Source organism: Roseibium sp. (assembly GCF_965232425.1).
In the GTDB taxonomy this organism is placed as follows: Bacteria; Pseudomonadota; Alphaproteobacteria; order Rhizobiales; family Stappiaceae; genus Roseibium.
On sequence record NZ_OZ246971.1, the window covers coordinates 3231657 to 3255781 of the forward strand.

The window sequence follows — 24125 nt, forward strand, 5'->3', positions numbered from 1 at the left end:
TTTGACGCGCATTTGGTTGAAGAAGTCGCGAAATAACACGTCTTTGAAGAAGAAGCGGGTTTCCTTTCGCCGCTATTGCGCCAATTTGACCGCAGGGGCGACGTGCTCAGCAAGAAGCAATCCTGAAATTGAACTGGCCTCGGGTTGTTTCTTTTCGGTCGTCCAGGTTGAAAATGTCGAGGCTGCCGGAGAAACTGTAATGGGATTGAAAGTTGAACTGACGCGCCGGGCCGCGCTTCTGGGCGCCGGTGGTGCGATCGCCGGCGCAAGCCTGACGACAGCAGGTGTCGCGCATGCCGCAGCGGAGAAGCAAGGTGCCATGACCGCGCCTGTCGCCAGATACAGTGTCGGCGATTTCGAGGTGAACACGCTTCTGGACGGCGCCGTCACGGTCGGCGAACCGCAGAAAACATTCGGCATGAATGTCGAGCCGGATGCCTTTGTGGCTCATTCGGACGACAATTTCATTCCCTCCGACACGTTCAGGGCCTATTTCACGCCGACGCTGGTGAACACCGGCAGCGAACTCGTCCTGTTTGACACGGGCGTCGGGGAGGGCGGACGTCCTGCGCGCGGCAACATGCGCGCTGCGCTCGAGAGCGCCGGGTATACGCCCGAGCAGGTCGATGTCGTTGTCATCACCCACATGCACCCGGATCATATCGGCGGTCTCATGGAAGGGGGCGCACCGGCATTCCCGAACGCGCGTTACGTGATCGCGCAGAAGGAATTTGATTTCTGGGCGGCAATGGACCCGGAAGCCAATGGCGTTACCAAGCTGATGACGAAGAACGTCAAGCCGCTCGCGGAAAAGATGACCTTCCTGAACGGTGGCGGTTCCGTTGCCTCCGGCATCACTGCAATGGACGCGCACGGCCATACGCCGGGTCACACGGTCTACATGCTTGAAAGCGGCGGTCAGCAGCTTCTTCTGGCGGCGGATCTTGCCAACCACTATGTCTGGTCGCTTGCGCGTCCGGAATGGGAAGTGCGCTTCGACATGGACAAGGAAGCCGCAGCGGCGACCCGCCGGTCCGTTCTCGACATGCTCGCGGCCGACCGCATCCCGTTTGTCGGTTACCACATGCCGTTCCCGGCGGTGGGTTATGTTGCCGTTGACGGCAGTGGCTTCCGCTACGTTCCGGCGTCCTACCAGATGCACCTCTGAGAAACGCCTGAAATCATGGAAAAGGTCGGCTTTGCCGGCCTTTTTTTTGGTAAGTCTGAAGCGCGAGATCAAACAAAAAAAGCCCCGGATGATCCATCCGGGGCTTTTTCATTGGATTCCGTGTGGTCTTGCCGTTTAAGCCGCCGCTTCGACTTCCGGCTCGCGCAGAACGTATCCGCGGCCCCAGACCGTTTCGATGTAGTTCTTTCCGGACGTGGCAGAAGCGAGCTTCTTCCTGAGCTTGCAGATGAAGACATCGATGATCTTCAGTTCTGGCTCGTCCATTCCACCGTAGAGATGGTTCAGGAACATTTCCTTGGTGAGTGTCGTTCCCTTGCGGAGCGAGAGCAGCTCCAGCATCTGGTATTCCTTGCCGGTCAGGTGGACACGCTGGCCGCCGACTTCCACCGTTTTCGTGTCCAGGTTCACCTTAAGGTCACCGGTGACGATGACCGACTGGGCATGTCCCTTGGACCGGCGGACGATCGCATGAATACGCGCGACCAGCTCGTCCTTGTGGAACGGTTTGGTCATGTAGTCGTCAGCGCCGAAGCCCAGACCGCGAACCTTGTCCTCGATGCCGGCATTTCCGGACAGGATCAAGATCGGCGTCTTGACCTTCGACACGCGAAGTGTCCGGAGAACTTCATAACCGGACATATCCGGCAAGTTCAAATCCAACATGATGATGTCGTAATCGTACAGTTTGCCGAGGTCGATGCCTTCCTCGCCCAAATCTGTCGTGTAGACGTTGAAGTTCTCGGACTTCAGCATCAACTCGATGCTCTGCGCTGTGGCGCTATCATCCTCAATCAACAATACACGCATGCCAATCCCCTTGTTCTGCCTTTCCTGGGCAAGTCGCAACGGCTCTGTCGGTGCGCTACGAAGGACTGTTGTTAACCCCGACTCAAAGCTACCGGTTAATGGTTAACAAAATATGATTCGCAGCGGCAAGCTCCGAAGAAATGAATCTGTGAACAACGGGCAACTTGTTGAATCCCCAAAAAAAACACGAATTCACAAAGCTTAATGTTGAACATTAAGAAACAGATCTAACCGATTCCGTTCAGATTCCTTTCGACAAAGCCGGTCTGACTTCGAAATGGCTATCGCTTGTCAGCCTTCCAAAGGTTAAGATTAACCAGACTCGTAAACGATCGGTTACCAAAACGGTTAACAGTGAAAGGAATTTCATTTGAAGGCGCTTTTTGCCGAGATTGATTCGCTTCTGCCGACCGAAATTTACGGGCGGGTCACGGCGGTTCAGGGCCTGCTGGTGGAAATCGCCGGCCCGATCCACGAGATGAGCGTCGGCTCGCGTCTCCTGATCGACAATGGCGAGGACAACCCGAAGGTTCCCGCGGAAGTGGTCGGCTTCCGGGAGGACAAGGCGCTTTGCATGCCGTTCTCCGGGCTTGAAGGCGTGCGCATGGGCTGCCGTGCGGTGATCAGTTCGCGCGAAAGCGTCGTCCATCCCGGGGACGCCTGGCTCGGGCGCGTCGTGAACGCCCAGGGGGACCCCATCGACGGCAAGGGGCCGATCTCCGGTGGTGCGGTGCCCCGCAAATTGCGAAGTTCGCCGCCGCCGGCGTCCGAGCGGCAGAGGGTGGGGGCGCCGGTCGACCTGGGTGTGCGGGCGCTGAATACGTTTGTCACCTGCTGCGAAGGTCAGCGCATGGGCATTTTCGCCGGGTCCGGGGTCGGCAAGTCGGTTCTGATGTCGATGCTGGCACGCAACACCGATTGCGACGTTGCCGTCATCGGCCTGATCGGCGAGCGCGGCCGGGAAGTCCAGGAATTCATAGAAGACGACCTGGGTGAAGACGGCCTGGCACGCTCCGTCGTCGTTGTCGCGACATCGGATGAGAGCGTGCTGATGCGCCGGCAGGCCGCCTATCTTGCCATGACGGTCAGCGAGCACTTCCGGGACGAGGGCAAGAATGTTCTGTGCATGATGGATTCCGTCACGCGGTTTGCAATGGCGCAGCGGGAGATCGGTTTGTCCGTCGGTGAACCGCCGACATCCAAGGGTTATACGCCAACTGTTTTCACCGAGTTGCCGCGCCTTCTGGAACGGGCAGGTCCGGGCAGGACGGGTACGGGGTCGATCACGGGTCTTTTCACGGTGCTTGTCGAGGGCGACAACCACAACGAACCGGTCGCGGATGCCGTGCGCGGGATCCTGGATGGTCATATCGTCATGGAGCGCGCGATTGCGGAACGTGGAAGATATCCCGCGATCAACGTGCTGAAATCCGTTTCGCGGACGATGCCGCGTTGCGTGCCGCCCGAGTATCAGCCTGTATTGCGCAAGGCGAGGCAGTTGCTGTCGACCTACACGGATATGGAAGAGCTCATCCGTCTCGGCGCCTACCGCAAGGGATCGGACCCCACCGTTGACGAGGCAATCCACAGGTTCGAACTCATCGACGACTTCCTGAATCAGGGAAAGGACGAGGCGACGTCACTTTCTGAAGGTTATTTGCATCTTGCCAACCTTTTGGAAATGACTCCGGGGTAGACTGCCCATGTTAGGGGAGTATTGAGTTATGAAAACCCGCGACAGTTTGATCCGTTTGAAGCGGTTTCAAGTTGATGAAAAACGGCGCCAGCTGGCTCAGATCGAGAGCATGATTGCCGAGTTCAATCGCATGGCCGATGAACTGGACGATCAGATCCGGACCGAGCAGGAACGCGTCGGCATCACGGATGTCACCCATTTTGCGTATCCGACCTTTGCCAAGGCCGCAGCCGACCGGCGCGACAATCTGCGCAACTCCGCGCATGAGCTCGATGATCAGCTCCAGCGTGCGCAGGACGAATTGAGTACCGCAATCGAAGAGCTGAAAAAGTTCGAACAATTGGAAGAACGCGACCATCAGCGTGAGCGCACGGCCCAGGAAATGGCCGAGCAGGAACAGCTCGACGAAGTTGCCGCAAGAGCGCGCCTCAGATAGCGCGCAGGCCTTCCTCCCCAGGCCGGGCATCTCGATCATGCCCGGCGGCCAACATGCCCGTCTCCCTGACCGCATAATCCGGCGATCGGGGTTTTTTCGTGAAAATTGTATTTTATCGGTGGTTCAGCGGCGTTGCGCGTTGCAATCCGGGCACCGCGGCGACAATTGTCTCTGATGACGTTTTTTTTTACGCCACGGAGCGCCCCATTCCAATGAAACTGTTTCTGGCCTTGTTGTTGCCATTGTCCACATTTTCGTTTGCGCTCGGGCTGACCCAACCCCTCATGCGGTTTGAAAAGCTCTACTTTCTCGAAGAGCGTCCGAGCCTCATCGAATTGATCCTGGAGCTCTGGAAGCAGGGGGACGTGGCCCTTGCGTCCGTTGTCGGGCTTTTCTCGGTCGGGTTTCCGGCCGTGAAGATCGCGCTCATCCATGTCGCCGCGTTTACCGGTGGCTCGTCCCGTTCCCTTGCGCTGCTTTCCACGGTCGGCAAATGGTCCATGCTGGACGTGATGCTCGTCGCGCTGGTCCTGTTCGCGGCGAAGACAAGCGGTCTGGCAGCGGCGACAATTTTGCCGGGACTGTGGTTTTACGCCGGAGCAACGCTCACCACGGCTGCAGCAGCCAGCATTTGCAAACGGATCTAGGGTGCGGACCCATAAATGAAGCCGATTTGGCGGTAGAAATGGCAAAATCTCGCGAGGAAGCGTGTGCAGAGCGGGCTTTATGCCCGGTCAAGCGCGGTGACGCTGCGAGGTGAAGCCATTTTGCCGTCCTTCGGATTTGGCCGTTTTGGCCATCTGCTGCGTCGCGAAAGGCTTGAAAATGAAACACATTTCCTGCGCTTTCGCTCCTCGCAGTTGGTCAAAACGATCCAAACCAAATTCTCTTCATTTATGGGTCCGTACCCTAGGGTACGGATTTCAGCCGGGACTGCTGTTCGGGTTCAGTTCTTGTCGCGCCGGCGCGCCTGAAAGTCGTCGCAGCGGCCTTCCCTGGCCTTGGCAGCGTCCGCGATCTGCTTCGCATAGGCCGATGTCCACTCGCCTCCTTGTGCTGCAGGAAGCTTGAGGTGCGCACAGCGCGCCTTGGCAAGCAGGGCGAATGCCGGAACGTCCAGCCCGGCCTTGAGGGCCGTTCTAATGACCACGTCGCGTTTGCCGTTGAACATGGCATCCTTGAGCGCGGATTGCGCGATCCTGCCTCTTGCCCCCATCAATTCGATCGCGTGATGAAAGCGCCCATCCTGCAAGAGCAGGATCATGAGTTCATCCAGTGTCACCGCCGAGCGCTCAGCTTCCCTCCACAGGCTGCCGACGTCCTGGTTGCCCAGGGCTTCGCCGAACGTCTTGCGCAATACCTTCAGCCGCGCGATCTGGTCGAGCTGTTCCTTGGAGAGGGACCCCTCGATGACGTTGCGCAGCTTCTTCTTGGTCTCATCGTCGACAAGCGGCAGCAATTCCTGGCACACGGCAGGCGGCAGGTCGGCCCTTTGTGCAAGCCCGTCCCGTAGCGTGCTGTCTTCAGCGGCAAGTTTGACGAGGCCGTTCATGGTCTCGCGCGACAGCGTTATGTGCTTGTTCGCTGCAAGTATCCTGAGAACGGCTGCGCTTCCTTTCGCGGCAAGAGCGTCGGAAACCTCGACGGGCAAATCCTTGCGGCGCGCCAGAACCTGTATGTGCTCCTCGCTGACCTGTTCGACGAGGTCCAGAAGGTCCTGTCTTGTCAGCGTCTGGCTTTCCGCCAGGACCGGCATGGCGATCTTCACCTCGTCCCGTGCGATCCTGCGGAGCAGGTCTGCCGGACTTTGTGTGCTCGGAGCGAGTTTCTGGGCCAGTTGCAGCCGGTCATCGGTGGCGCTGCTGCCGTAAAGCTTCAGCATCACTTCCGCGAACAGCTCAAGCTCAGAGTCGGATCTGTCGTCCAGATCCGTCGCGACAAGCCTGCTGACCTCGGCAAACAGTTTCTGCCTCGCCTCTGCAGTCTCATCTTTTGCAAGCCTGATGAGTGAACTGGGCATTTTTCCTCCGTTCGAGGAATGATTAGTCAATATTGTTATTTTTACGTTACCGAAAAGTGGCGCTCCAGTAGTTTGCATGCGTAGTCTTCAGCGGGGCGTCGAAAAGCGCGAATAGTGATGCAATTGTTTGATCAGGTTTAAGAATCTCTCGAAAATCCGCGTTCCCAAATTCTCGTTCTTCGAAAACCGTTGAATGTAAAGGCAAATGGCTTTCCTTTTTGCAAGGTTCCTTTCTATTGTTCGGAAGTGAAAGAGTGCGCTCTTCGCGCGTCAACAAAGCGAATTCGACATGAAGTTCATGCGCCTGTGCCTTGCCGTGTTTTTCGGGGCCTTTCTGTGGTCGGTGGTTCCTGCTGCCGGACAGAGTGAAAGTGCGGCTCCCGCCGAAGGAAGTGCGTCCGCCGAAGCGCCCGATGTCAAGCAGGCGAGCGAGGCGCTGATCAAGATCCTGAACGACCCGAAGAGCCGCGACGAGCTGATCGAGCTTCTGAAAAAGAATGCCGAGGCTGAACAGACGGCGTCCGGGACGGGCACGGAAGAGGGCAGCCCGGCGCCGCCCCCGGAGGCGGGCGCGGATGACACCGTGTCGGCGGGGCAGAGTTTTGTCATTCGCGTGGGTGAGTACACGCGGGCCGTTGCAGATGAAATCGGCGTTGTTCTGGATCGCTCGCGCCACTCGCTCAGAGGGCTCCTGCTGGTCCTGCGAGGCGACATTCCGATCAAATGGGACCGGGTGCAGGAGGTTCTCCTGCAAGTGGCGATCGTCCTGGTGGCTGCCTATGCCGCGTTCCTGGCTGCACAATTCGTGGCACGGCTGATCTATCCTAAAATGTCGGTCCGCGCGCGCTACGGTGGCGGACTGATGCGCGCCGGTATCCTGCTGGTGACGACGACGATCGATGCGACCACCGTGGCGATCGGGCTCGGTGTCGGCTACCTGGTGGCGCTGACGGGGTTCGGCGGTCTTGAAACCGGCGTCACGATCCAGGAGAGCCTTGCGCTCAACGCGTTCTTCATCACGGGCATGTCGAATGTCGCGCTGCGCTTCGTGTTCGCGCCCAAGCGGCCGGAACTGCGCTTGCTGCCGTTTTCCGACAATGGCGCGGATTACTGGTACTCCCGGCTCCGGATCTACATGTACTGGAACAATTTCGGCGTTTTTCTGGCGGTGCCTGCCGCCAATCTCGCCGTCTCGTTCGTGCTCGGCAATGCGCTCCGGTTCATCATCGTGCTCACCGGCATGCTCTACCTGATGGTGCTGATCAAGCGAAACCGGGTCAGCGTCCGCGAGGGTGCGAAAGCCTATGCCGAGACCATGCACACCACCCTTGCGCAAAGGGCGCTCGCCAATCTGGGCAATCTCTGGCACGTCGGCGCCTACGGATACATCATCGCAGTGTTTCTCGTCTGGGTGACGCGCCCCTTCGACGCGACGACGATTATCCTGCGGGCAACGGCGCTTTCCATCGTGACCATCATGGCCGGCATGCTGCTGTCGCTGGTCATGACCCGGGCCATCAAGGGCGGCATCAGGCTGCCGGAAGACCTGCACCAGAAGCTTCCGGCGCTTCAGTACCGGCTCAACGCTTTCGTGCCGCGCCTGTTGAAGATCATCCGCTTCGTGGTGTTCCTCGGAACGATCCTGCTGCTGCTCGACATCTGGGGCCTTCTGGCGGTGATCGACTGGTTCTACAGCGAGACCGGGTCCGCGCTGGTGAGCAGCTACGGGGCGGCGGTCATGGTGCTGCTGGTTGCCTTCCTGATCTGGCTTGCGGTGATGTCCTGGGTGGATCTGCGCCTGCAGTCGCGCGCGGGCTATATCGTCAGCGCGCGCGAGCGAACCCTGTTCCAGCTGTTCCGCAACGCGTTCACCATCATCATCATGGTGATGGCGGCGCTACTGGCGCTGTCGGAAATCGGGGTGAATATCGGCCCGCTGATCGCCGGTGCCGGCGTGGTCGGCCTGGCGATTTCCTTCGGTGCGCAGACGCTGGTTAAGGACATCATCACCGGTGCCTTCATCCAGATCGAGAACGCGATCAACGAAGGCGACGTGGTCACGGTTGCCGGCATTACCGGCACGGTGGAAGGCATCACCATCCGCTCGGTCCGGATCAGGGACCTCGATGGCACGACGCATATCATTCCGTTTTCCTCCGTCGACATGGTGTCGAACTTCATGCGCGGCTTTTCCTATCACGTCGCGCTTATCGGTGTTTCCTACGACACCGACATTGCCTACGCCAAGGAGGCGATGGTCGAGGCGTTCAGGCGCCTGCAGGAGACCGATTTCAAGTCCAAGATCTTCGGCGATCTGGAAATGCACGGCGTGACCATGTTCGGTGCGAGTTCGATCGATATCCGCGCCCGGATCAAGACGACGCCGGGCGACCAGTGGAGCATCGGGCGAGCCTACAACGAATACATCAAGCAGGTGTTCGACGAGCGGAACATTGAAATCCCGTTCCCGCAGGTCACCTACCATGCCGCGACACCCCCCTATGCGGCCGAGACCGCGCTGCAGAAGGCCGGCGGCAAAACGAAAGAGAAGACACCCGAACCGACGGACGATGCGCCGCCGGAAGAGGATGGGCGCTGAGGGCCGTGTTTCGAACCCCGGCATCCGGGCAGGAATGACCGACCTGATCTGACGTTGTTTATCCGCGGCAATTTGCATGCGCGGGATGTTGCCTCACTGCAAACGCCACCACCATCTTTTCAAACACCTGTGGCGTGCGTTCAACCGCGCGCAATGGTGCACGTGCGGTTTGGCGCGGAAGATTTTCTGATTGTTGATTGAATTTCGCAAAGTTTCGCTTTATTTTCGTTTCAGGATGATTGCGCATATCAATTCGAGCCGGAGACGAGGCTATGGCGGCTGACTACGACCTGTTGGTAATCGGGGGGGGCATTAACGGAACCGGGATCGCCCGGGATGCGGTCGGACGCGGGGCATCCGTCCTTCTGGCCGAGATGGGGGATCTGGCCGGAGCGACTTCGTCGGCTTCCACCAAACTGATCCATGGCGGGCTCCGCTACCTGGAATATTACGAGTTCGACCTGGTCCGCAAAGCGCTCAAGGAACGGGAGGTCCTCTGGGCCATCGCGCCGCATATCGCCTGGCCGCTGCGGTTCATTCTGCCGCACCACAAGGACCTGCGTCCGGCCTGGCTGCTGCGCCTCGGGCTGTTCATGTATGACCATCTGGGCGGCCGCAAGCGTCTGCCCGCGACCAAGACGGTGCGGCTCGATCAGGCACCTTTTTCGCAAGGCCTGAAGAAGCTGTTCCACAAGGGGTTCGAATATTCAGATTGCTGGGTCGACGATGCACGTCTTGTCGTTCTCAACGCACGCGATGCCGCCGACCGGGGTGCGGAGATCCTGACGCGGACAAAATGCGTGAGCGCCCGCCGCGACGGCGACAAGTGGACGGTCACGCTGAAGGATCTCGCCACGGGAGACGAAAGGACGGTCACGGCCGGGACCCTCGTCAACGCGGCCGGGCCCTGGGTTGCCGATTTTCTGCACGGTGTGGTTGGCGAAAACGACACGTCCGGGATCCGGCTGGTCAAGGGAAGCCATATCATCGTGCCGCGCCAGTTCGATCACGACCGCTGTTTCATTTTCCAGAACGGTGACGGCCGGATCGTCTTCGCAATTCCCTATGAGCAGGACTTCACGCTGATCGGGACGACGGATGTCGACTACCAGGACGATCTCAGCGACGTGCGCATTTCCGAGGACGAGGTGTCCTACCTGTGCGCCGCCGCGAGCGAATACCTGGAAAAGAAGATCACCCCTGAAGACGTGGTGCATACCTATTCCGGTGTCAGGCCGCTTTACGACGACGGCGCCAAGGACGCGAAAGCGGCGACCCGCGACTATGTTCTCGAAGTGGATGGTGACAGCGAACGGCCGGTGGTCCTGTCCGTTTTCGGTGGCAAGATCACGACCTACCGGAAGCTGGCCGAGCAGGTGCTGGCCAAGCTCGAGGATTTCGTTCCGTTCAAGAGCGGTGTCTGGACGTCAGAAAAGCCGCTGCCGGGCGGGGGATTCAAGGTCGATGCGTTCGACGCCGAGGTGTCCGGACTGGAACGCGACTATCCGTTCCTGGATACCGGTTTTGCCACGCGGCTGGTCCGTCTCTACGGAACGGATGCACGCCGCATCCTGGGCGAGGCCGCTTCGCTGGAAGATCTCGGAAAGGCGTTCGGTTCCAATCTCCATGAGGCGGAAGTCAAGTGGCTGATGGAGCGGGAGTGGGCGCGCACGGCCGAAGACGTGCTGTGGCGGCGCACGAAACTCGGGCTGCGCCTCGGCAAACAGGAAGTGGACGCTCTCGATGCCTACATGTCCGGCCATCTTGCAGACCGGACCGGGGCTGCGGCATAGTCGGAGCGGATTTCAGGCTGCCGGGCGCGCCGGCAGTTCTTCTCAACAAGCAATAAAAGTGGGAGGTGCGCCATGGCCGGATGTGTTTTGGCGATAGACCAGGGCACAACGTCAAGCCGTGCGATCGTCTTCGACGACGGCTTCAGCCCCATCAGTGTTGGACAGCAGGAGTTTCCGCAACATTTTCCGAAATCCGGCTGGGTGGAGCATTCGCCGTCGGATATCTGGACCAGCACACTGCGGGTCTGCCGCGAGGCGATGGAAAAAGCCCCGGACCAGGGCGCAGGCGTTGCGGCGATCGGGATCACCAACCAGCGCGAAACGACGCTTATCTGGGACAGGTCGACCGGTGAACCGGTCTACAACGCCATCGTCTGGCAGGACCGGCGAACCTCGGAATTCTGCGCAGGATTGCGGGAACAGGGGCTGGAGGAGACGTTCACCGCCAAGACCGGTCTGCTGCTTGATCCCTATTTCTCCGGAACGAAGATCGCCTGGCTGCTCGACAATGTCGACGGAGTGCGGGCGCGTGCGGAACGGGGCGAACTCGCGTTCGGAACCGTGGACACCTGGCTGATCTGGCAGTTGACCGGCGGCACTGTCCACGTGACCGATGCGACCAATGCTGCGCGTACGCTGATCTACAATATTCACGAAAACCGCTGGGACGAGGACCTTTGCAAGGTGCTCAACATCCCGCTGAGCCTCTTGCCAGAGGTCAAGGATAGCGCCGACGAGTTCGGTGCGACCGATGCGGAGCTGTTCGGCAGGCCGATCCCGATCCTGGGTGTCGCCGGCGACCAGCAGGCCGCGACGGTCGGCCAGGCCTGTTTCAAGCCGGGCATGGTGAAATCGACCTACGGCACGGGCTGCTTCGCGCTCATGAACACGGGCGAAACGGCGGTGCGCTCGCACAACCGGATGCTGACGACGATCGCCTACCGGCTGAACGGCAAAACCACCTATGCCCTGGAAGGATCGATCTTCGTTGCCGGCGCAGCAGTGCAATGGCTGCGCGACGGGCTTGGCCTGATCGACAGTGCGGAGCAGACACAGTCGCTTGCCGAACAGGCAGACCCGAACCACGACGTCTACCTGGTGCCGGCATTTGTCGGGCTGGGTGCGCCCTATTGGGACGCAGATGCCCGCGGTGCGATGTTCGGCCTGACGCGCAATACCGGGCCGAAGGAAATCGCACGCGCCGTTCTGCAAAGTGTCGGATACCAGACCAGCGATCTGGTCGATGCCATGCGGGCCGACTGGTCGGATGCGGAAAAGCCGGTTCTGCGCGTGGACGGGGGCATGACCGCTTCGGACTGGACCATGCAGTTCCTGGCCGACATCCTCGGTGCGCCGGTCGACCGTCCGACCGTTGCGGAAACGACGGCACTCGGGTCTGCCTGGCTGGCAGGCTCGAAGGCGGGAATATGGCCCGGTGAGGAGGCATTCTCCGCGCAATGGCAGCTGGAAAGGCGCTTCGAACCCAAACTGTCAGAGGCAGATCGAAAACGGCTTCTGGCCGGGTGGAAGGACGCGGTCACGCGTACCCGAACCAGCACCGACTGATCAGACAAAGGCTCCCGCTCAGGCGGAAGCTTTTTCTTTGGGGCGACGGTGCAGACGCCGCGGCCGGAACCTTCGCCTTGTTTCCCCATGACTTTTCCGCCACCCTTTCCGTCTTGCGCATGGGGAGATCGCCCCTGTGCGGACGTTTTGGTGTGGGGGCGCCATGCAGATGATCGGCGAGGCGAATCGGAAGTGGTGGCTGCTTGGGGCCGTCAGCTGCGTGCTCGGACTGGTGCTCCTGGACGAGACCGTCGTCGGGATCGCGCTGCCCTCCATCCAGGAAACCTTTTCGCTGTCCAGCAATGAAGCGCACTGGATCGTCAACGCCTATCTGCTGACACTCGCCTGTTTCGTCGCCGTCGGCGGCAAGCTCGGCGATCTGTTCGGCATCCTGCGCATGTTCCTCCTCGGACTGGCGACATTCGGCGTCTTCTCGGTTGTCTGCGGCTTCGCGCCATCCGGTGAGGTGCTGATTATCGCGCGTGCCTTTCAGGGGCTCGGGGCCGCGGTGATGTTTCCGCTGTTCATGGCCATGGTGACCATGACCTTCCCGAAGGAACAGCACGGGATGGCGCTGGCGGTCACCGGGTCCGTCGGGACCATCTTTCTTTCCCTCGGCCCGCTAGCCGGTGGTGCGTTCACCGAATTCCTGAGCTGGCGCTGGATCTTCTGGATCAATCCGTTCCTGGTGATCGGGATCGCGATTGTCGTCACGCTCACCTGGCGCGACGTCGAGCGGCCGCCCGGACGGCGCATCGACTGGACGGGACTGGTGCTGATTGCGATCGGGATGTTCTGCATTGTCTTTGCGCTCATGGAGGCCGATGACTGGGGCTGGGAAAGCCCGCTGATCTGGTTTCTGCTTCTTTGCGGCGGGATTATGCTTGGCGCGTTCTGCATGTTTGAACTGCGGCAGGAGGCACCGCTCATTGAAGTCGACCTCTTCACCAACCCGGTGTTCTCCGCGAGCAACGTGAACCTGTTCATGGCGCAATACGCCAAGATGCCGATCTTCGTCTTCATGGCCCTTTATGCGCAGACGGAATTGAAACTCAGTGCGCTGGCCGCCGGGTTCCTGATCGTGCTGACCCCGATCCCGCAGCCGTTTGTCGCCGCCTATTGCGGGCGGCTTGTCGGCAGGACGCATCCGCGCAAGCTTGCCTTTGTCGGCCATCTGCTTCTGTTCGCGTGTCTGCTCTGGCTGTTTCTGGTCGCGCCGCTGAACAACATCTACCTGATTGCGCCGGGTCTGCTGGTTGCGGGCGTCGCCTTTCCGTTTCTCTTTCTGCCGAGCCGGGCCGCCATCATGGGTTCGCTTCCCGAATACAAGCACGGGCAGGGCGGCGGCATCGCGATGGCGGCACAGATGATCGGCGGCACGGTCGGCCTGTCGGCCTCAAGCGCAGCCTTTGCCATCGGTGGTTACGAAGCCGTCCTTGGCCTGGCAGCCCTGCTGGTCGCACTCGCCTTCGTCTACGCGCTCATCGCCTACCGGAAGGTCTGATGCGCCGGGCCAATCAACAGGCAGGATTGGAAAAGGCTGTTGAATATTTCGTTATTTCGAGTATTCTCGAATTATGGAAAAAGACGACGCCCTGAATGCACTGGCCGCCCTTGGACAGGAAACACGCCTCGAGGTCTTTCGCCTTCTGGTGAAAGCCGGAAAAGAGGGCATGTCCGCCGGTGCCATATCAGACGCACTCGACGTTCGTCCGAACACCCTGTCGACCCATCTTGGCGCCCTGTCGCGGGCCGGTCTTGTGCAGGCCGAACGCGACGGGCGCTCCATTCACTACAGTGCGGAGCTGGCGACCATGCAGCATCTGGTGACCTATCTCCTGCAGGACTGCTGCGGTGGAAACCCGGACCTGTGTGCGCCAATCGCCAATCTGTTCTCTTCCAGTTCGTGCTCGGAAACAAAGGGTTTCTGAAGCCAGGTTCCAGGCGGTCAATCCGACAATGCGCAATGCCTTGATATTATGTACGGCGAATTCCGCCCGCTCGGTGCTCGGGGAGGCGCTGCTGCGCCATCTCGGCAAGGGCCGGTTCGCGACCTTCTCAGCCGGCTCGACCCCAAGGGGCACGGTCAATCCCGACGCGCTGACCTGTCTTGAACGGCACGGGCTTTCCGCCGAAGGGTTCCGGTCCAAGAGCTGGGAAGAGTTCGCGGGCGCGGATGCGCCGAAAATGGATCTGATCATTACCGTCTGCGACAACGCGGCCGGCGAAGCCTGCCCGGTCTGGCCCGGCCACCCGATGGTCGTGCACTGGGGCATTCCCGACCCGGCCTCTGTTGAAGGCGACGATGATGCGCGCGGCGCGGCCTTCGACCTGGCCTATCAAAGGCTGGAACGGCGGATCAACGCCATGCTCGCACTTGGCGACGATGTCTTTGAGGCCGAGGACGGCAAAAGCAGACTGGCGGCCATCGGCGCCACATCCGACTAACCGGGGTTTCCTTCATGTCAGAATTCAGTTTGAACCGACGCCTGACCGCCGAGGCGCTTGGGACCGCAATGCTCGTCGGTACGGTGGTCGGATCGGGGATCATGGCCGACAGGCTCTCCGACGATGTCGCCGTTTCGCTGCTCGGTAATACCATCCCGACCGGCGCCATCCTGGTCGTGTTGATCACGATCCTCGGGCCGATTTCCGGCGCGCATTTCAACCCGGCCGTGACCTTCGTTTTCTGGCTGAAACGCAACCTGACCCTGACGGTCGGCCTCAGCTACATCGCGGCCCAGATCGCCGGCGGTATATGCGGCACGCTCATCGCCCACGTGATGTTCGAGGAAGCGGTTCTTCAGGCCTCGACGACGGCCCGGACCGGGCCTGCGCAATGGGTGGCGGAAATCGTCGCGACGTTCGGCCTGCTGGCCAGCATCCTGGCCGGTATCCGGTTTCGCGAAGCCGCCGTGCCCTGGCTGGTCGGCCTCTACATTACTGCGGCCTACTGGTTCACCGCGTCGACCTCCTTCGCCAACCCGGCTGTCGCGATCTCGCGCGCGTTCACCGACACGTTCGCGGGCATTCGGCCCATCGACCTGCCGGGTTTCATCGTTGCGGAATTCATTGGAGCTGCGCTGGCACTTGCCCTGTTCTCCTGGCTTCTGACTTCGGAAAAGTCCGCCGAACAGGACGCTGTCAGGTCGTAAAGGGCGCCGGTTCAAAGATCCTTCTTCATGAACCAGCGCCGGTGATCCGGCAGGGACTGACCGCGCAGATTGCCGAGAATGCCGAAATCCTCGTAGCCGAGTTTCTGATAGAACCTGTGCGCGTCCGGACTGGATGTGTCCAGCCAGGCTGCATGGCAGCCAAGACGGCGCGCCTCATGTTCGGCGAGCTCCACAAGCCGGGCGCCGAGACCTGCGCCGCGCACGCTGTCATCCACCCAGAGCGTCTTGATCAGGAGCCAGTGATAGGACGTGCCTGCGGTCAGACCACCGAGAAGCTTGCCCTTGTCATCGGTTGCCTTGAGTACGAAGGCCTCGTTGTCCGATTGCTCGTTTTCCTCGGCCAATGCGTGGAGCAGACGGTCTTCGACGGTTGCGGTAATCGCCGCCCTGTCCTTTTCATCCGCAAACGAGATCTCGACGTAACTCATGCCTTAACGCCACTCAGCCGACCATAGAGGGGCAATTTCAACCGGTCGCTTGAGCTGCGTCAACTTTTGAGCGGTTTCCGTGCTGCCGGGCGTGCCCCGTCAGATCGCCTGCATCGGCGACTTGCGCTTCTTGCGGTAGCGCTTGTCGAGGCGCAGCGTGACGATGGCAAAGACGATCCAGCTGGTGTGGAAGATCACGCCGGCAAGGAAGACGAGATAGCCGGGCACGGGGCCGATCGCGGCACGCTCGAAGGCCTCGGATAGCTCAGTCAGGGGAACGGGGTGAATGGCGAGCTTGCCGAAATAGGCAACGGCCTGGATGGCGAGGATCCAGGAATAATTGCTGCGCAGGCGCCGTCCGGCAGCGCGGACGAGACTGATGTGATAGTGCGGCGTTTCGTAGTCGTCGGCGAGGAGTTTTGCCCAGTCGCCGCTCCAGGGCACCTTTTTTCCGTAGAGGATCGGGGCGTAGAAATCGGATTCCATCAGCCGGGCGCGGGCACGGAACATGTTGTAGTAGCGGTAGCGCCTCGCCTCGAAGATCAGGAAGACAGTGACCAGCAACCCGACCAGCACCATCGGCAGCGGCGATGCCTCGCGATTGGCAAACGTGGCGGAAAGGGCGATGCCCGTCGTGACAACGGCCCAGTTGGTGGTGTTGTCCAGGCGCGTGCGCCAATGGGTACTGCGGAAAACCTCGGCCCGGTAAAGGTGGGCGAGCGCACCGATCGTGCCGGACTCGATATCCTGCTTCGGCCAGTCCTCCCTGGCATCTTCCTCCAACATGCCCTGTGCCTCGTCTGTTCGTTCTGCAAAACTAGGGTGCGGACCCATAAATGAAGCCGATTTGGCGACATAAATGGCAAGATCTCGCGAGGAAGCGTGTGCAGAGCGGGCTTTTTGCCCTGTCAAGCGCGGTGACGCTGCGAGGCGAAGCCATTTTGCCGTCCTTCGGATTTTGCCGTTTTGACCTTCTGCATCGTCGCGAAAGGCTTGAAAATGAACCACATTTCCGGCGCTTCCGCTCCTCACAGCTGGTCAAAACGATCAAAACCAAATTGACTTCATTTTTGGGACCGTACCCTAGCCTTTGCCGCCGTCAGCGTCGAGCCTTCCCTTTCTTGTCGTCGGCCGGTGATCCAATTGTTGTTGTGTGGAAAAGCAATCTGTGGCCTAACGAAGATCCAGCCGCAACCCAGAGGTGATTCTTGAAGCCGGATCAGAACATTTTCACGCAAGCATTCTCGGCAATCGCCGGGTGCTGGACATATTTTTTCGGATTTATCGCGGCGATCTGGGTGCTTGAAACCGCCGGCATCGTTTACGACCTCGCCAACGCGTTGACGGTCGCACGGGCGCTGGTCGAATCCGGGATCGTTTTCTATCTTTGCGCGGCCTTGATGGGGCTGGATATCAAGTCCAAGGACATCAACAGGAAATACGGCGGCTTCATGCTTCGCTACATATTGCTGCTTTATCTGCCGGTCGTCGTGATCTCGCTGGTTGTCGTGTTCGGCGCCCTGTCCGTGTTTCCGGCCGGTTTGCAGGGGCAGGAGATCTTTCTTGTCTTCACGGTTCTGGCCGGTGCTGCCGTCGCCTTCCTGACCACGTTCCTGTTCGGCACGGTTTTTCCCGCGCATCTGAAGGGTGTCAGCGCCGGGATCGGACCAGCGGTGGGCCGGTCGCTCCGTCAAGCCGGATACCTGCTTCCGAGGCTTCTTTTCGGGTCCGGCGCCCTGGCGGGCCTTGCGGTGCTGATCCTGTTATTCGCCGAAAACGCGGGTATCGGTTCCGATGCCATAACGCCTGCGGGCGCACCGAATATTCCCGGAGGCATCGTCCTGCTGCTTGCCAAACTGGTGTCCGGCTACGGGTTTGCCGTGTTTTCGGTCATTGTCTGCCGGGCCTACCTGAAGGACCTTGAAGAACGGGGCGAGTCGCCCGTCGCGGAAGCGGACGTCTTCGCCTGAAGCCTATTTCCGTTTCTTGTTCATCGCGGCTGCCAGCGCAGCGGCCATGGCATTGTTGCCGCCACCGTCGCCGGAACTCTTCGGCGCGCCGCCTTTGCCACCGCCCCCACCACGCGGGCTGCCGTCTCCGGGCTCTCGGCCGCCCGGCCCGCGCTGAGCCGGGTTGCGGTTGCCCTGATTGCGGTTGCCCTGATTGCGGTTGTTTGACCCGGAGCGGTCCCTGTCCGAGCGCTCCCGCTGGCCCTGATAGTCGGCCTGGGATTTCATGGTCATGGAGATCCGCTTGCGGGGAACGTCCACGTCGAGGATCGTCACCTTGACGATGTCGCCGGCCTTGACCACCTGGTGCGGATCGTCGACGAAACGGTCGGCAAGCTGGGAGACATGAACCAAGCCGTCCTGATGCACGCCGACATCGACGAAGGCGCCGAAGTTGGTGACATTCGTGACCGTCCCTTCCAGCTTCATGCCCGGTTTCAGGTCCGAGATCTCCTCGACACCATCCTGAAGCGCCGCGGTCTTGAATTCCGGGCGCGGGTCGCGGCCCGGTTTTTCAAGTTCGGCGAGAATGTCCCGAACGGTCGGCAGTCCGAATTTCTCGTCGGTGAAGTCAGAGGCGTCCAGTGCGCTCAACGCGGACGCATCCCCCATGATCTGGCGGACGTCCCGGCCGCAGGCCTTCACGATCCGCTTGGCCAGCGGATAGGCTTCCGGGTGCACCGAAGAGGCATCGAGCGGTTCCTTGCCGCCGGTGATGCGCAGGAAACCGGCACAAAGCTCGTAGGCCTTGGCACCAAGACGCGGAACGTCTTTCAGTTGCGAACGCTTTTCGAAGCGACCGATCGCGTCGCGATGGTCGACAACGGCCTTGGCCAGACTGTCCGAAAGGCCGGAGATCCTGGATAGAAGCGCTGCGGAAGCGGTGTTGAGATCGACACCGACCGCGTTCACCGCGTCTTCGACGACGGCATCGAGCGCACGGGCGAGGCGCGTCTGGTTGACGTCGTGCTGGTACTGGCCGACGCCGATCGATTTCGGCTCGATCTTCACGAGTTCGGCGAGCGGGTCCTGCAGGCGGCGCGCGATGGAGGCCGCGCCGCGCAGCGAGACATCGATATCGGGCATTTCCCTGGCCGCGAGTTCGGACGCTGAATAGACGGAGGCCCCGGCCTCGTTGACGATCACCTTGACCGGGCGCTGTGCGGCGGGAATGTCGGTGAGCACATCACCGGTCAGCTTGTCGGTTTCCCGGCTCGCCGTGCCGTTGCCGATGGCGATCAGGCCGACCTTGTGCTTCGCGATCAGCGCCAGAAGGGCCGACCGGGATCCGGAGACATCGTTGCGCGGCTGGAACGGATAGATGGTTGCCGTGTCGACGAGCTTTCCCGTCTCGTCCACGACCGCAACCTTCACGCCGGTGCGAATGCCCGGGTCGAGGCCGAGCGTCGACCTTGCGCCCGCTGGCGCTGCGAGGAGGAGATCCTTCAGGTTCCTTGCAAAGACCTGGATCGCCTCTTCCTCGGCCTTGTCGCGCAGAACACCCATCAGGTCGAGTTCAAGATGAAGGGCCAGTTTCACCTTCCAGGCGAAGCGGGCGACATCCATCAGCCACTTGTCCGCCGGCCGGCCGCGGTCGGCAATCGCGTAAGTGTCTGCGACCATCTTCACCGCCGGCAGCACCGGGGAGACATCGTCGGCATCGACGGTCAGATCAACGGCAAGAATGCCCTCGTTCCGGCCTCTGAACAGGGCGAGTGCCCGGTGGCTCGGAATTTTCGACCACTTTTCCGAATAGTCGAAATAGTCGGCAAACTTGGCACCTTTTTCCGCCATGCCGTCGACCAGTTTCGACTGCACGACGCCCCGGTCTTCCACGTGGCGGCGCAGACGGCCGACCAGTTCGGCATTTTCGGCAAAGCGTTCCATCAGGATCTGGCGGGCACCGTCGAGTGCCGCCTTGGTGTCGGTAACGCCCTTCGCCTCATCCACGAAGGCGGACGCCTCGGTCTCCGGCGTCCTGGCCGGATCGCCGAGCAGCAGGTCCGCCAGGGGCTCCAGCCCGGCCTCGCGTGCGATCTGTGCCTTCGTCCGCCGTTTCTTCTTGAAGGGCAGATAGATGTCTTCCAGTTGCGACTTGGTTTCGGCAGCCTGGATACCGGCCGTGAGCTCGTCGGTGAGTTTGCCCTGTTCTTCAATCGAGCGGGTGATAGCGCCGCGCCTGTCCTCCAGTTCGCGCAGGTAGATCAGCCGTTCCTCCAGCTTGCGGAGCTGGCTGTCGTCCAGTCCGCCTGTCGCTTCCTTGCGGTACCGCGCGATGAAGGGAACGGTCGATCCTTCGTCCAGCATCTGAACGGTTGCGTTCACCTGGCCCGCCTTGCATCCGATCTCGTCTGCAATTCGGTGCGCAATGCGCAGGGCGACATCGCCTGATGCCCCCTGTCCGCCGTTTGCCTGTGCGCTGCTATTGGAAGAAATACTGGTCATGGTTGCTGCGTCTCATGCATGGTCGGGTCCGAACGGTGCAAGATATGCCGCCTTGACCGGTCGGAAAAGAGATCCGGTTTCGCCGTCCACCGGCAATTTCCAGACGGGTAGAACGGTCGTTACCGTTTGCTCTCGAGACCTTGCTCAATACTGTTCCGTTCCGAACCAAGTCTGGAAACATCATGCAATCGGGACACACTTGCTGATTGTTTTTTGGAGTTCGCCGAACGAAATGCAACAAAATGCGGATTTTGCAGTACCTGATTGGCGCTATTCTTTTGCAAAGTTGTCGTGATCGACTTTAAGGTTGTGCAGCGTATAGGCATGCGTCGGGGGACGTGTACAGCTTCCGGACTGATCCGTGGTCGCGATCAACCGGCTGTGTGGCAAAAGGGAAAGCGCAAGATGGCACGTGGACGGCCAAGGAAAATACAGGCCAAGGATGCCCTGCAATCCGTCATGGCCGCATTCTGGCAAAACGGGTACTCCGGCACGTCCATGAACGATCTCGCCGAAGCCTCGGGCATGGCGAAGCCTGGACTTTACGCGGCGTTCGGGGACAAGGAAGCCCTGTTCGAAAAAGCGCTGTTGCATTATTTCGAGACCTATGGCGGACCCGTGTTCGCGCGGCTCCAGGAATCGCGGAAGCACGTGGTCGACGATTTCAGGGATTTCCTGGGAGCGATTGCGGACCTAACGCTGGACAGGAATACCCCCTCAGGCTGTTTTCTGGTCAACGCCATCGTCGACTGCACTTATGGCACCGAGCGCCACCGCGAGGTCGTGAACGGGCTGCGGGAATCCCGCTACGCGGCAATCCGGGACCGGCTGCTCAAGGCCGCGGCCGCCGGCGAAATGGCGCCCGACGCGGATATCGACAGTGCGGCGACCTTTCTTGACGGACAGTTTTCAGCCATCGCGATGCTGGGACGGAGCGGCATCAGCGAACCAGACCTGAAGACCTTCGTCGAGACGGGATTGCGTGCCCTGCCGATCCGCGATCCGGAGACGGTTTTCGACGGCGACGCATTCAGCCTGCCTACTTTACGACAGTAATGCGCTCGGCCGCGCGCGTGACGGCGGTGTAGAGCCAGCGGCTCTTGTGCTCCCGAAACGCCCAGCTCTCGTCAAACAGGATGACGTCGTCCCATTGCGAGCCCTGTGCCTTGTGCACCGTGAGTGCATAGCCGTAGTCGAATTCGTCCGCCTTGCGCCGGATCGCATAGGGGATACTCTCCGCACCATCCTCGAACATGGCCGGCAGGACCTTCACCTTCACGGTGGTTCTGGCGATGTCTTCTTCCGAGACAACATCGAAGCGGAGCGTATTGCCGCGCGGCTGACGCAGCCGCTTGACCGCCCACAGGCCGCCGTTCAACAGGCCCTTGGTCTTGTCGTTGCGCAGGCAGACCAGCTTGTCGCCGACCGCCGGCATCGGTGTGGTGAAATTCTTGAGCTCGCGAATGCGGCCATTGTAAAGGCGCCGTGTCTTGTTGGTGCCGACCAGGACCTGATCGGAGGAGAGGATCTGATCCTTGTCGATCTCGGTCCGGTGGATGACCTTGCTCTCGCCGTAGATGCCATAGTCCAGCTTGCCGCCATCCCGGATCGTCATGGACATGCGGACGATCGGATTGTCCTGGGCCTGCCGGTGGACCTCGGTCAGCATGACGTCCGGCTCGGCCTCGGTGAAAAATCCGCCCCCCTTCACCGGTGGCAGCTGCGCGGGATCGCCAAGTACGAGAACAGGGGTGCCGAAGGACAGGAGGTCCTTGCCGAGTTCCTCGTCAACCATGGAGCACTCGTCAATCACGATCAGTTTTGCGGTTGCGGCGGCGCTGTCCCGCTTGATGGCGAATTGCGGGCCACTGTCCTCTTCATCGTCGTCCAGGTCCACTTCTTCCTTGGCGGAGCGAGGGCGATAGATGAGGGAATGGATCGTACCGGCATCTTCGCAGCCCTTCTGCCGAAGGACATGGGCGGCCTTGCCGGTAAAGGCGCCGAAGCAGACATCACCGTCGATGTCCTCGGCAAGGTGCCGCGCCAGGGTTGTCTTGCCGGTCCCGGCGTAGCCGAACAGCCGGAAGACCTGCCGGTCACCGCGCTTGAGCCACGCAGCGGCTTCGTTGAGTGCGTCGTCTTGTTGCGGGGACCAGGCCACGGATGTGCTCCCGAGAATTGCGGACCCGGTTGCTTAACCTGATTTGTCCGATTCCTCCAAGCGCGAATTCCGGCCGGTACTTGATGCGCCGGCCCGCGATCCTAGGGTCAGGACCCTAACCGAGAACGGAGAACGAACTCTCCTTCGTCAGCTCGCGCTTGCGGGAGAAGGTCGCCGCATTGAGCGTGTGATCGATGTGTTTCAGTCGGAATTGCAGCGGGGCGCTGTCGTGATCGTTGCCGTCTTCGCAATAGGCGACCAGCCGTGTCATGAGGCGGCCGGCGACGATGGCATTCTTGAACTGGTTGCCGCTGGTGCCGATGGCCAGATAATAACCGTCGACATCGCTCCGGTCATAGACCGGCAGCCAATCGTCGGTCGCATCGTAGAGGTCGGCGACACCAAGGGGATGCTGCGAGACGCCGAGACTGGGAAGGCGCTGCGACAACCGGTAGGCGTAGGTCAGCGCCCGGTCGGTCAGATCCCTGCGGAAATCATCCGGATCTTCCACGATATGTTCATCGCAGGGCGGGTTCAGGCTGCCGATCATCAACTGCCCGCCGCTGCCGGGCTTGATGTAGACACCGATGTCGTTGTCGGCGATCAGCATGCCTTCCCGCGAATAGCCGAGCGTTTCCGGAGGCGTGATCTGCACGACTTCCTGCCGCAGCGGCCTGTGGCCGATCCTGACGCCTGCATCGCCGTCCAGAAGGCCGTTGACCTTGCCTGAATGCGGGCCGGCCGCGTTGATCACGACGGGCGCACGGAAGACGCTGCCCTGGTCCGAGACAACACCTGTCACCCGGTTGTCTTCCGCCGGGATCCTGGCGATGCGGGTGTTGAACAGAAACTCCGCTCCGAGCTCAGCGGCGGCGTCCTTCAGGTTGCGGGCCGCAATCTGCGGGTCGTCGACGTAGCCGCCAGCGTGAAAAAACACACCGCCCTCGATGCGTCCGCCCGTCGGCGTGCCAAAGGCATCATCGTCCATCGTCTTGACCGGGGAAAAGCACTCCAGATTGTAACCGGGCATGCTTTCCTCGATCTGGTCCGGCGTCCAGATCTCGTAGGTGATCCCGAGCGTGTCGGCGTGTTTGAGGACATTGTCCAGGTTGTTGGACGCCGTTTTCATGATCAGCGTTCCGGTCTGGACAAAGCGGGCCAGACCTTCGTCTGAAGACGCTCCAAGCGTTTCGGGCCAGTGTTTCCAGTCGTGATAGCCATCATAGGCCATCGCGGTGCCATCGAGCGTGGAATAGTAGGTGCGGATCACGGCCGCGGAACTTGACGTCGATCCGTAACCGGCCGCGGGCAGAGCGTCGACATTCAATGTCTTCATGCCGTCCCGGGCCATGTTGTAGGCGATTGCGCAGCCGATGACACCGGCCCCGATAATGATCACATCATAGGTTTGCGGGGTGCGGGTCGGGTCGGTTTGACTGGCGGGCATATGTTCGATTTCCATTGATCTGCGAATTTCGGGCGGGGCGGGCGGTCGGTCTCGCGGCACACGGATGCACGGCTGTTTCCTGAAGGACCGGTCTGACAGCATGCTGCATGTGGACAAGATCCTCAGGTCAGGCGATGGCGTCCGGTTTGTCCAGAATAAAATCCGCCATCCAGTGTTCCGAAACAGGCATGCATGATGACAAACTGCGCGAAATGATCATAAAAAAACGCATTGTTTATTTATTTCAACAATCTGATGACTTTGCGAAAGTATGCTGATTTTGTTCTAAACTCTCAAATTGCAGCGGTGGCCGTCATTGGGCATGCTGGTTTTGGGCACCGGATTTGCCGGTT

Annotated in this window: 20 protein-coding genes; 13 read left to right on the plus strand and 7 right to left on the minus strand. The window is 60.5% G+C overall.

The window, feature by feature from the left end; translation table 11 throughout:
* Positions 1 to 199: 199 nt before the first annotated feature.
* A complete protein-coding gene (locus tag ACO08A_RS14925) occupies positions 200 to 1168 on the plus strand; it encodes an MBL fold metallo-hydrolase (protein ID WP_422036804.1) in 969 nt (322 codons plus the stop codon).
* Between the two features lie 135 nt (positions 1169 to 1303).
* Here the strand turns inward: ACO08A_RS14925 and ctrA are convergent, their stop codons facing one another.
* The gene (ctrA, locus tag ACO08A_RS14930) at positions 1304 to 1996 is read right to left on the minus strand and encodes a response regulator transcription factor CtrA (protein ID WP_029064643.1); all 693 of its coding nucleotides are present in this window, start codon (positions 1994 to 1996) and stop codon (positions 1304 to 1306) included.
* A 370-nt stretch (positions 1997 to 2366) separates the two neighbouring features.
* Between ctrA and fliI the strand changes: the two genes are divergently transcribed.
* The 3 genes from fliI (at position 2367) to ACO08A_RS14945 (ending at position 4775) form a co-directional block, all read left to right on the plus strand.
* The gene (fliI, locus tag ACO08A_RS14935; protein ID WP_422036805.1) at positions 2367 to 3692 is read left to right on the plus strand and encodes a flagellar protein export ATPase FliI; all 1326 of its coding nucleotides are present in this window, start codon (positions 2367 to 2369) and stop codon (positions 3690 to 3692) included.
* A 28-nt stretch (positions 3693 to 3720) separates the two neighbouring features.
* Positions 3721 to 4128: a flagellar export protein FliJ gene (gene fliJ / locus ACO08A_RS14940; RefSeq protein ID WP_422036806.1), complete on the plus strand. Its 408-nt coding sequence runs from the start codon at positions 3721 to 3723 to the stop codon at positions 4126 to 4128.
* Positions 4129 to 4340: 212 nt separating this feature from the next.
* Entirely contained in the window at positions 4341 to 4775 is a 435-nt protein-coding gene (locus ACO08A_RS14945; RefSeq protein WP_421979737.1) for a paraquat-inducible protein A, read from the plus strand.
* Positions 4776 to 5074: 299 nt separating this feature from the next.
* Here ACO08A_RS14945 and ACO08A_RS14950 read toward each other — a convergent pair whose 3' ends face one another.
* Positions 5075 to 6148, minus strand: a complete 1074-nt coding sequence (locus tag ACO08A_RS14950) for a DUF2336 domain-containing protein (RefSeq protein ID WP_422036807.1) — start codon at positions 6146 to 6148, stop codon at positions 5075 to 5077.
* A gap of 289 nt (positions 6149 to 6437) precedes the next feature.
* On the opposite strand from ACO08A_RS14950, the gene ACO08A_RS14955 reads away from it, so the two are divergent.
* The 7 genes from ACO08A_RS14955 (at position 6438) to ACO08A_RS14985 (ending at position 15261) form a co-directional block, all read left to right on the plus strand.
* Positions 6438 to 8747: a mechanosensitive ion channel domain-containing protein gene (locus ACO08A_RS14955; RefSeq protein ID WP_422036808.1), complete on the plus strand. Its 2310-nt coding sequence runs from the start codon at positions 6438 to 6440 to the stop codon at positions 8745 to 8747.
* Positions 8748 to 9019: 272 nt separating this feature from the next.
* Positions 9020 to 10540: a glycerol-3-phosphate dehydrogenase gene (gene glpD, locus ACO08A_RS14960; RefSeq protein WP_422036809.1), complete on the plus strand. Its 1521-nt coding sequence runs from the start codon at positions 9020 to 9022 to the stop codon at positions 10538 to 10540.
* A gap of 72 nt (positions 10541 to 10612) precedes the next feature.
* Entirely contained in the window at positions 10613 to 12106 is a 1494-nt protein-coding gene (gene glpK / locus ACO08A_RS14965) for a glycerol kinase GlpK (RefSeq protein ID WP_422036810.1), read from the plus strand.
* 163 nt (positions 12107 to 12269) lie between these two features.
* Positions 12270 to 13610 carry an MFS transporter gene (locus ACO08A_RS14970; protein WP_422036811.1) on the plus strand — a complete coding sequence of 447 codons (1341 nt, stop codon included), beginning with the start codon at positions 12270 to 12272 and terminating at the stop codon, positions 13608 to 13610.
* 73 nt (positions 13611 to 13683) lie between these two features.
* Positions 13684 to 14037 (plus strand): ArsR/SmtB family transcription factor, encoded by a 354-nt coding sequence (locus tag ACO08A_RS14975; protein ID WP_422036812.1) that lies wholly within the window; start codon positions 13684 to 13686, stop codon positions 14035 to 14037.
* Positions 14038 to 14065: 28 nt separating this feature from the next.
* Positions 14066 to 14554, plus strand: coding sequence for an arsenate reductase ArsC (locus ACO08A_RS14980; RefSeq protein WP_421979730.1), 489 nt, complete (start codon positions 14066 to 14068; stop codon positions 14552 to 14554).
* A 14-nt stretch (positions 14555 to 14568) separates the two neighbouring features.
* A complete protein-coding gene (locus ACO08A_RS14985; protein ID WP_422036813.1) occupies positions 14569 to 15261 on the plus strand; it encodes an aquaporin in 693 nt (230 codons plus the stop codon).
* Positions 15262 to 15272: 11 nt separating this feature from the next.
* On the opposite strand, the gene ACO08A_RS14990 is transcribed toward ACO08A_RS14985, so the two are convergent.
* Positions 15273 to 15710 carry a GNAT family N-acetyltransferase gene (locus ACO08A_RS14990; protein ID WP_422036814.1) on the minus strand — a complete coding sequence of 146 codons (438 nt, stop codon included), beginning with the start codon at positions 15708 to 15710 and terminating at the stop codon, positions 15273 to 15275.
* Between the two features lie 99 nt (positions 15711 to 15809).
* On the minus strand, positions 15810 to 16496 hold the full coding sequence (locus tag ACO08A_RS14995) for a DUF2270 domain-containing protein (protein ID WP_422036815.1): 687 nt from the start codon (positions 16494 to 16496) through the stop codon (positions 15810 to 15812).
* 422 nt (positions 16497 to 16918) lie between these two features.
* Between ACO08A_RS14995 and ACO08A_RS15000 the strand changes: the two genes are divergently transcribed.
* Positions 16919 to 17680: a hypothetical protein gene (locus tag ACO08A_RS15000; RefSeq protein ID WP_422036816.1), complete on the plus strand. Its 762-nt coding sequence runs from the start codon at positions 16919 to 16921 to the stop codon at positions 17678 to 17680.
* Positions 17681 to 17683: 3 nt separating this feature from the next.
* On the opposite strand, the gene ACO08A_RS15005 is transcribed toward ACO08A_RS15000, so the two are convergent.
* Positions 17684 to 20164: a Tex family protein gene (locus ACO08A_RS15005; protein WP_422036817.1), complete on the minus strand. Its 2481-nt coding sequence runs from the start codon at positions 20162 to 20164 to the stop codon at positions 17684 to 17686.
* Between the two features lie 405 nt (positions 20165 to 20569).
* Here ACO08A_RS15005 and ACO08A_RS15010 point away from each other — a divergent pair, with 405 nt between their 5' ends.
* Complete coding sequence (locus ACO08A_RS15010; protein ID WP_422036818.1) at positions 20570 to 21220, plus strand: TetR/AcrR family transcriptional regulator; 651 nt, start codon at positions 20570 to 20572, stop codon at positions 21218 to 21220.
* Here the strand turns inward: ACO08A_RS15010 and ACO08A_RS15015 are convergent.
* Positions 21204 to 22325, minus strand: coding sequence for an ATP-dependent DNA helicase (locus tag ACO08A_RS15015; protein ID WP_422036819.1), 1122 nt, complete (start codon positions 22323 to 22325; stop codon positions 21204 to 21206). The two genes, ACO08A_RS15010 and ACO08A_RS15015, sit on opposite strands and share 17 nt — an antisense overlap.
* Before the next feature lie 115 nt (positions 22326 to 22440).
* Positions 22441 to 23772, minus strand: a complete 1332-nt coding sequence (locus tag ACO08A_RS15020; protein WP_422036820.1) for an NAD(P)/FAD-dependent oxidoreductase — start codon at positions 23770 to 23772, stop codon at positions 22441 to 22443.
* Positions 23773 to 24125: the final 353 nt, after the last annotated feature.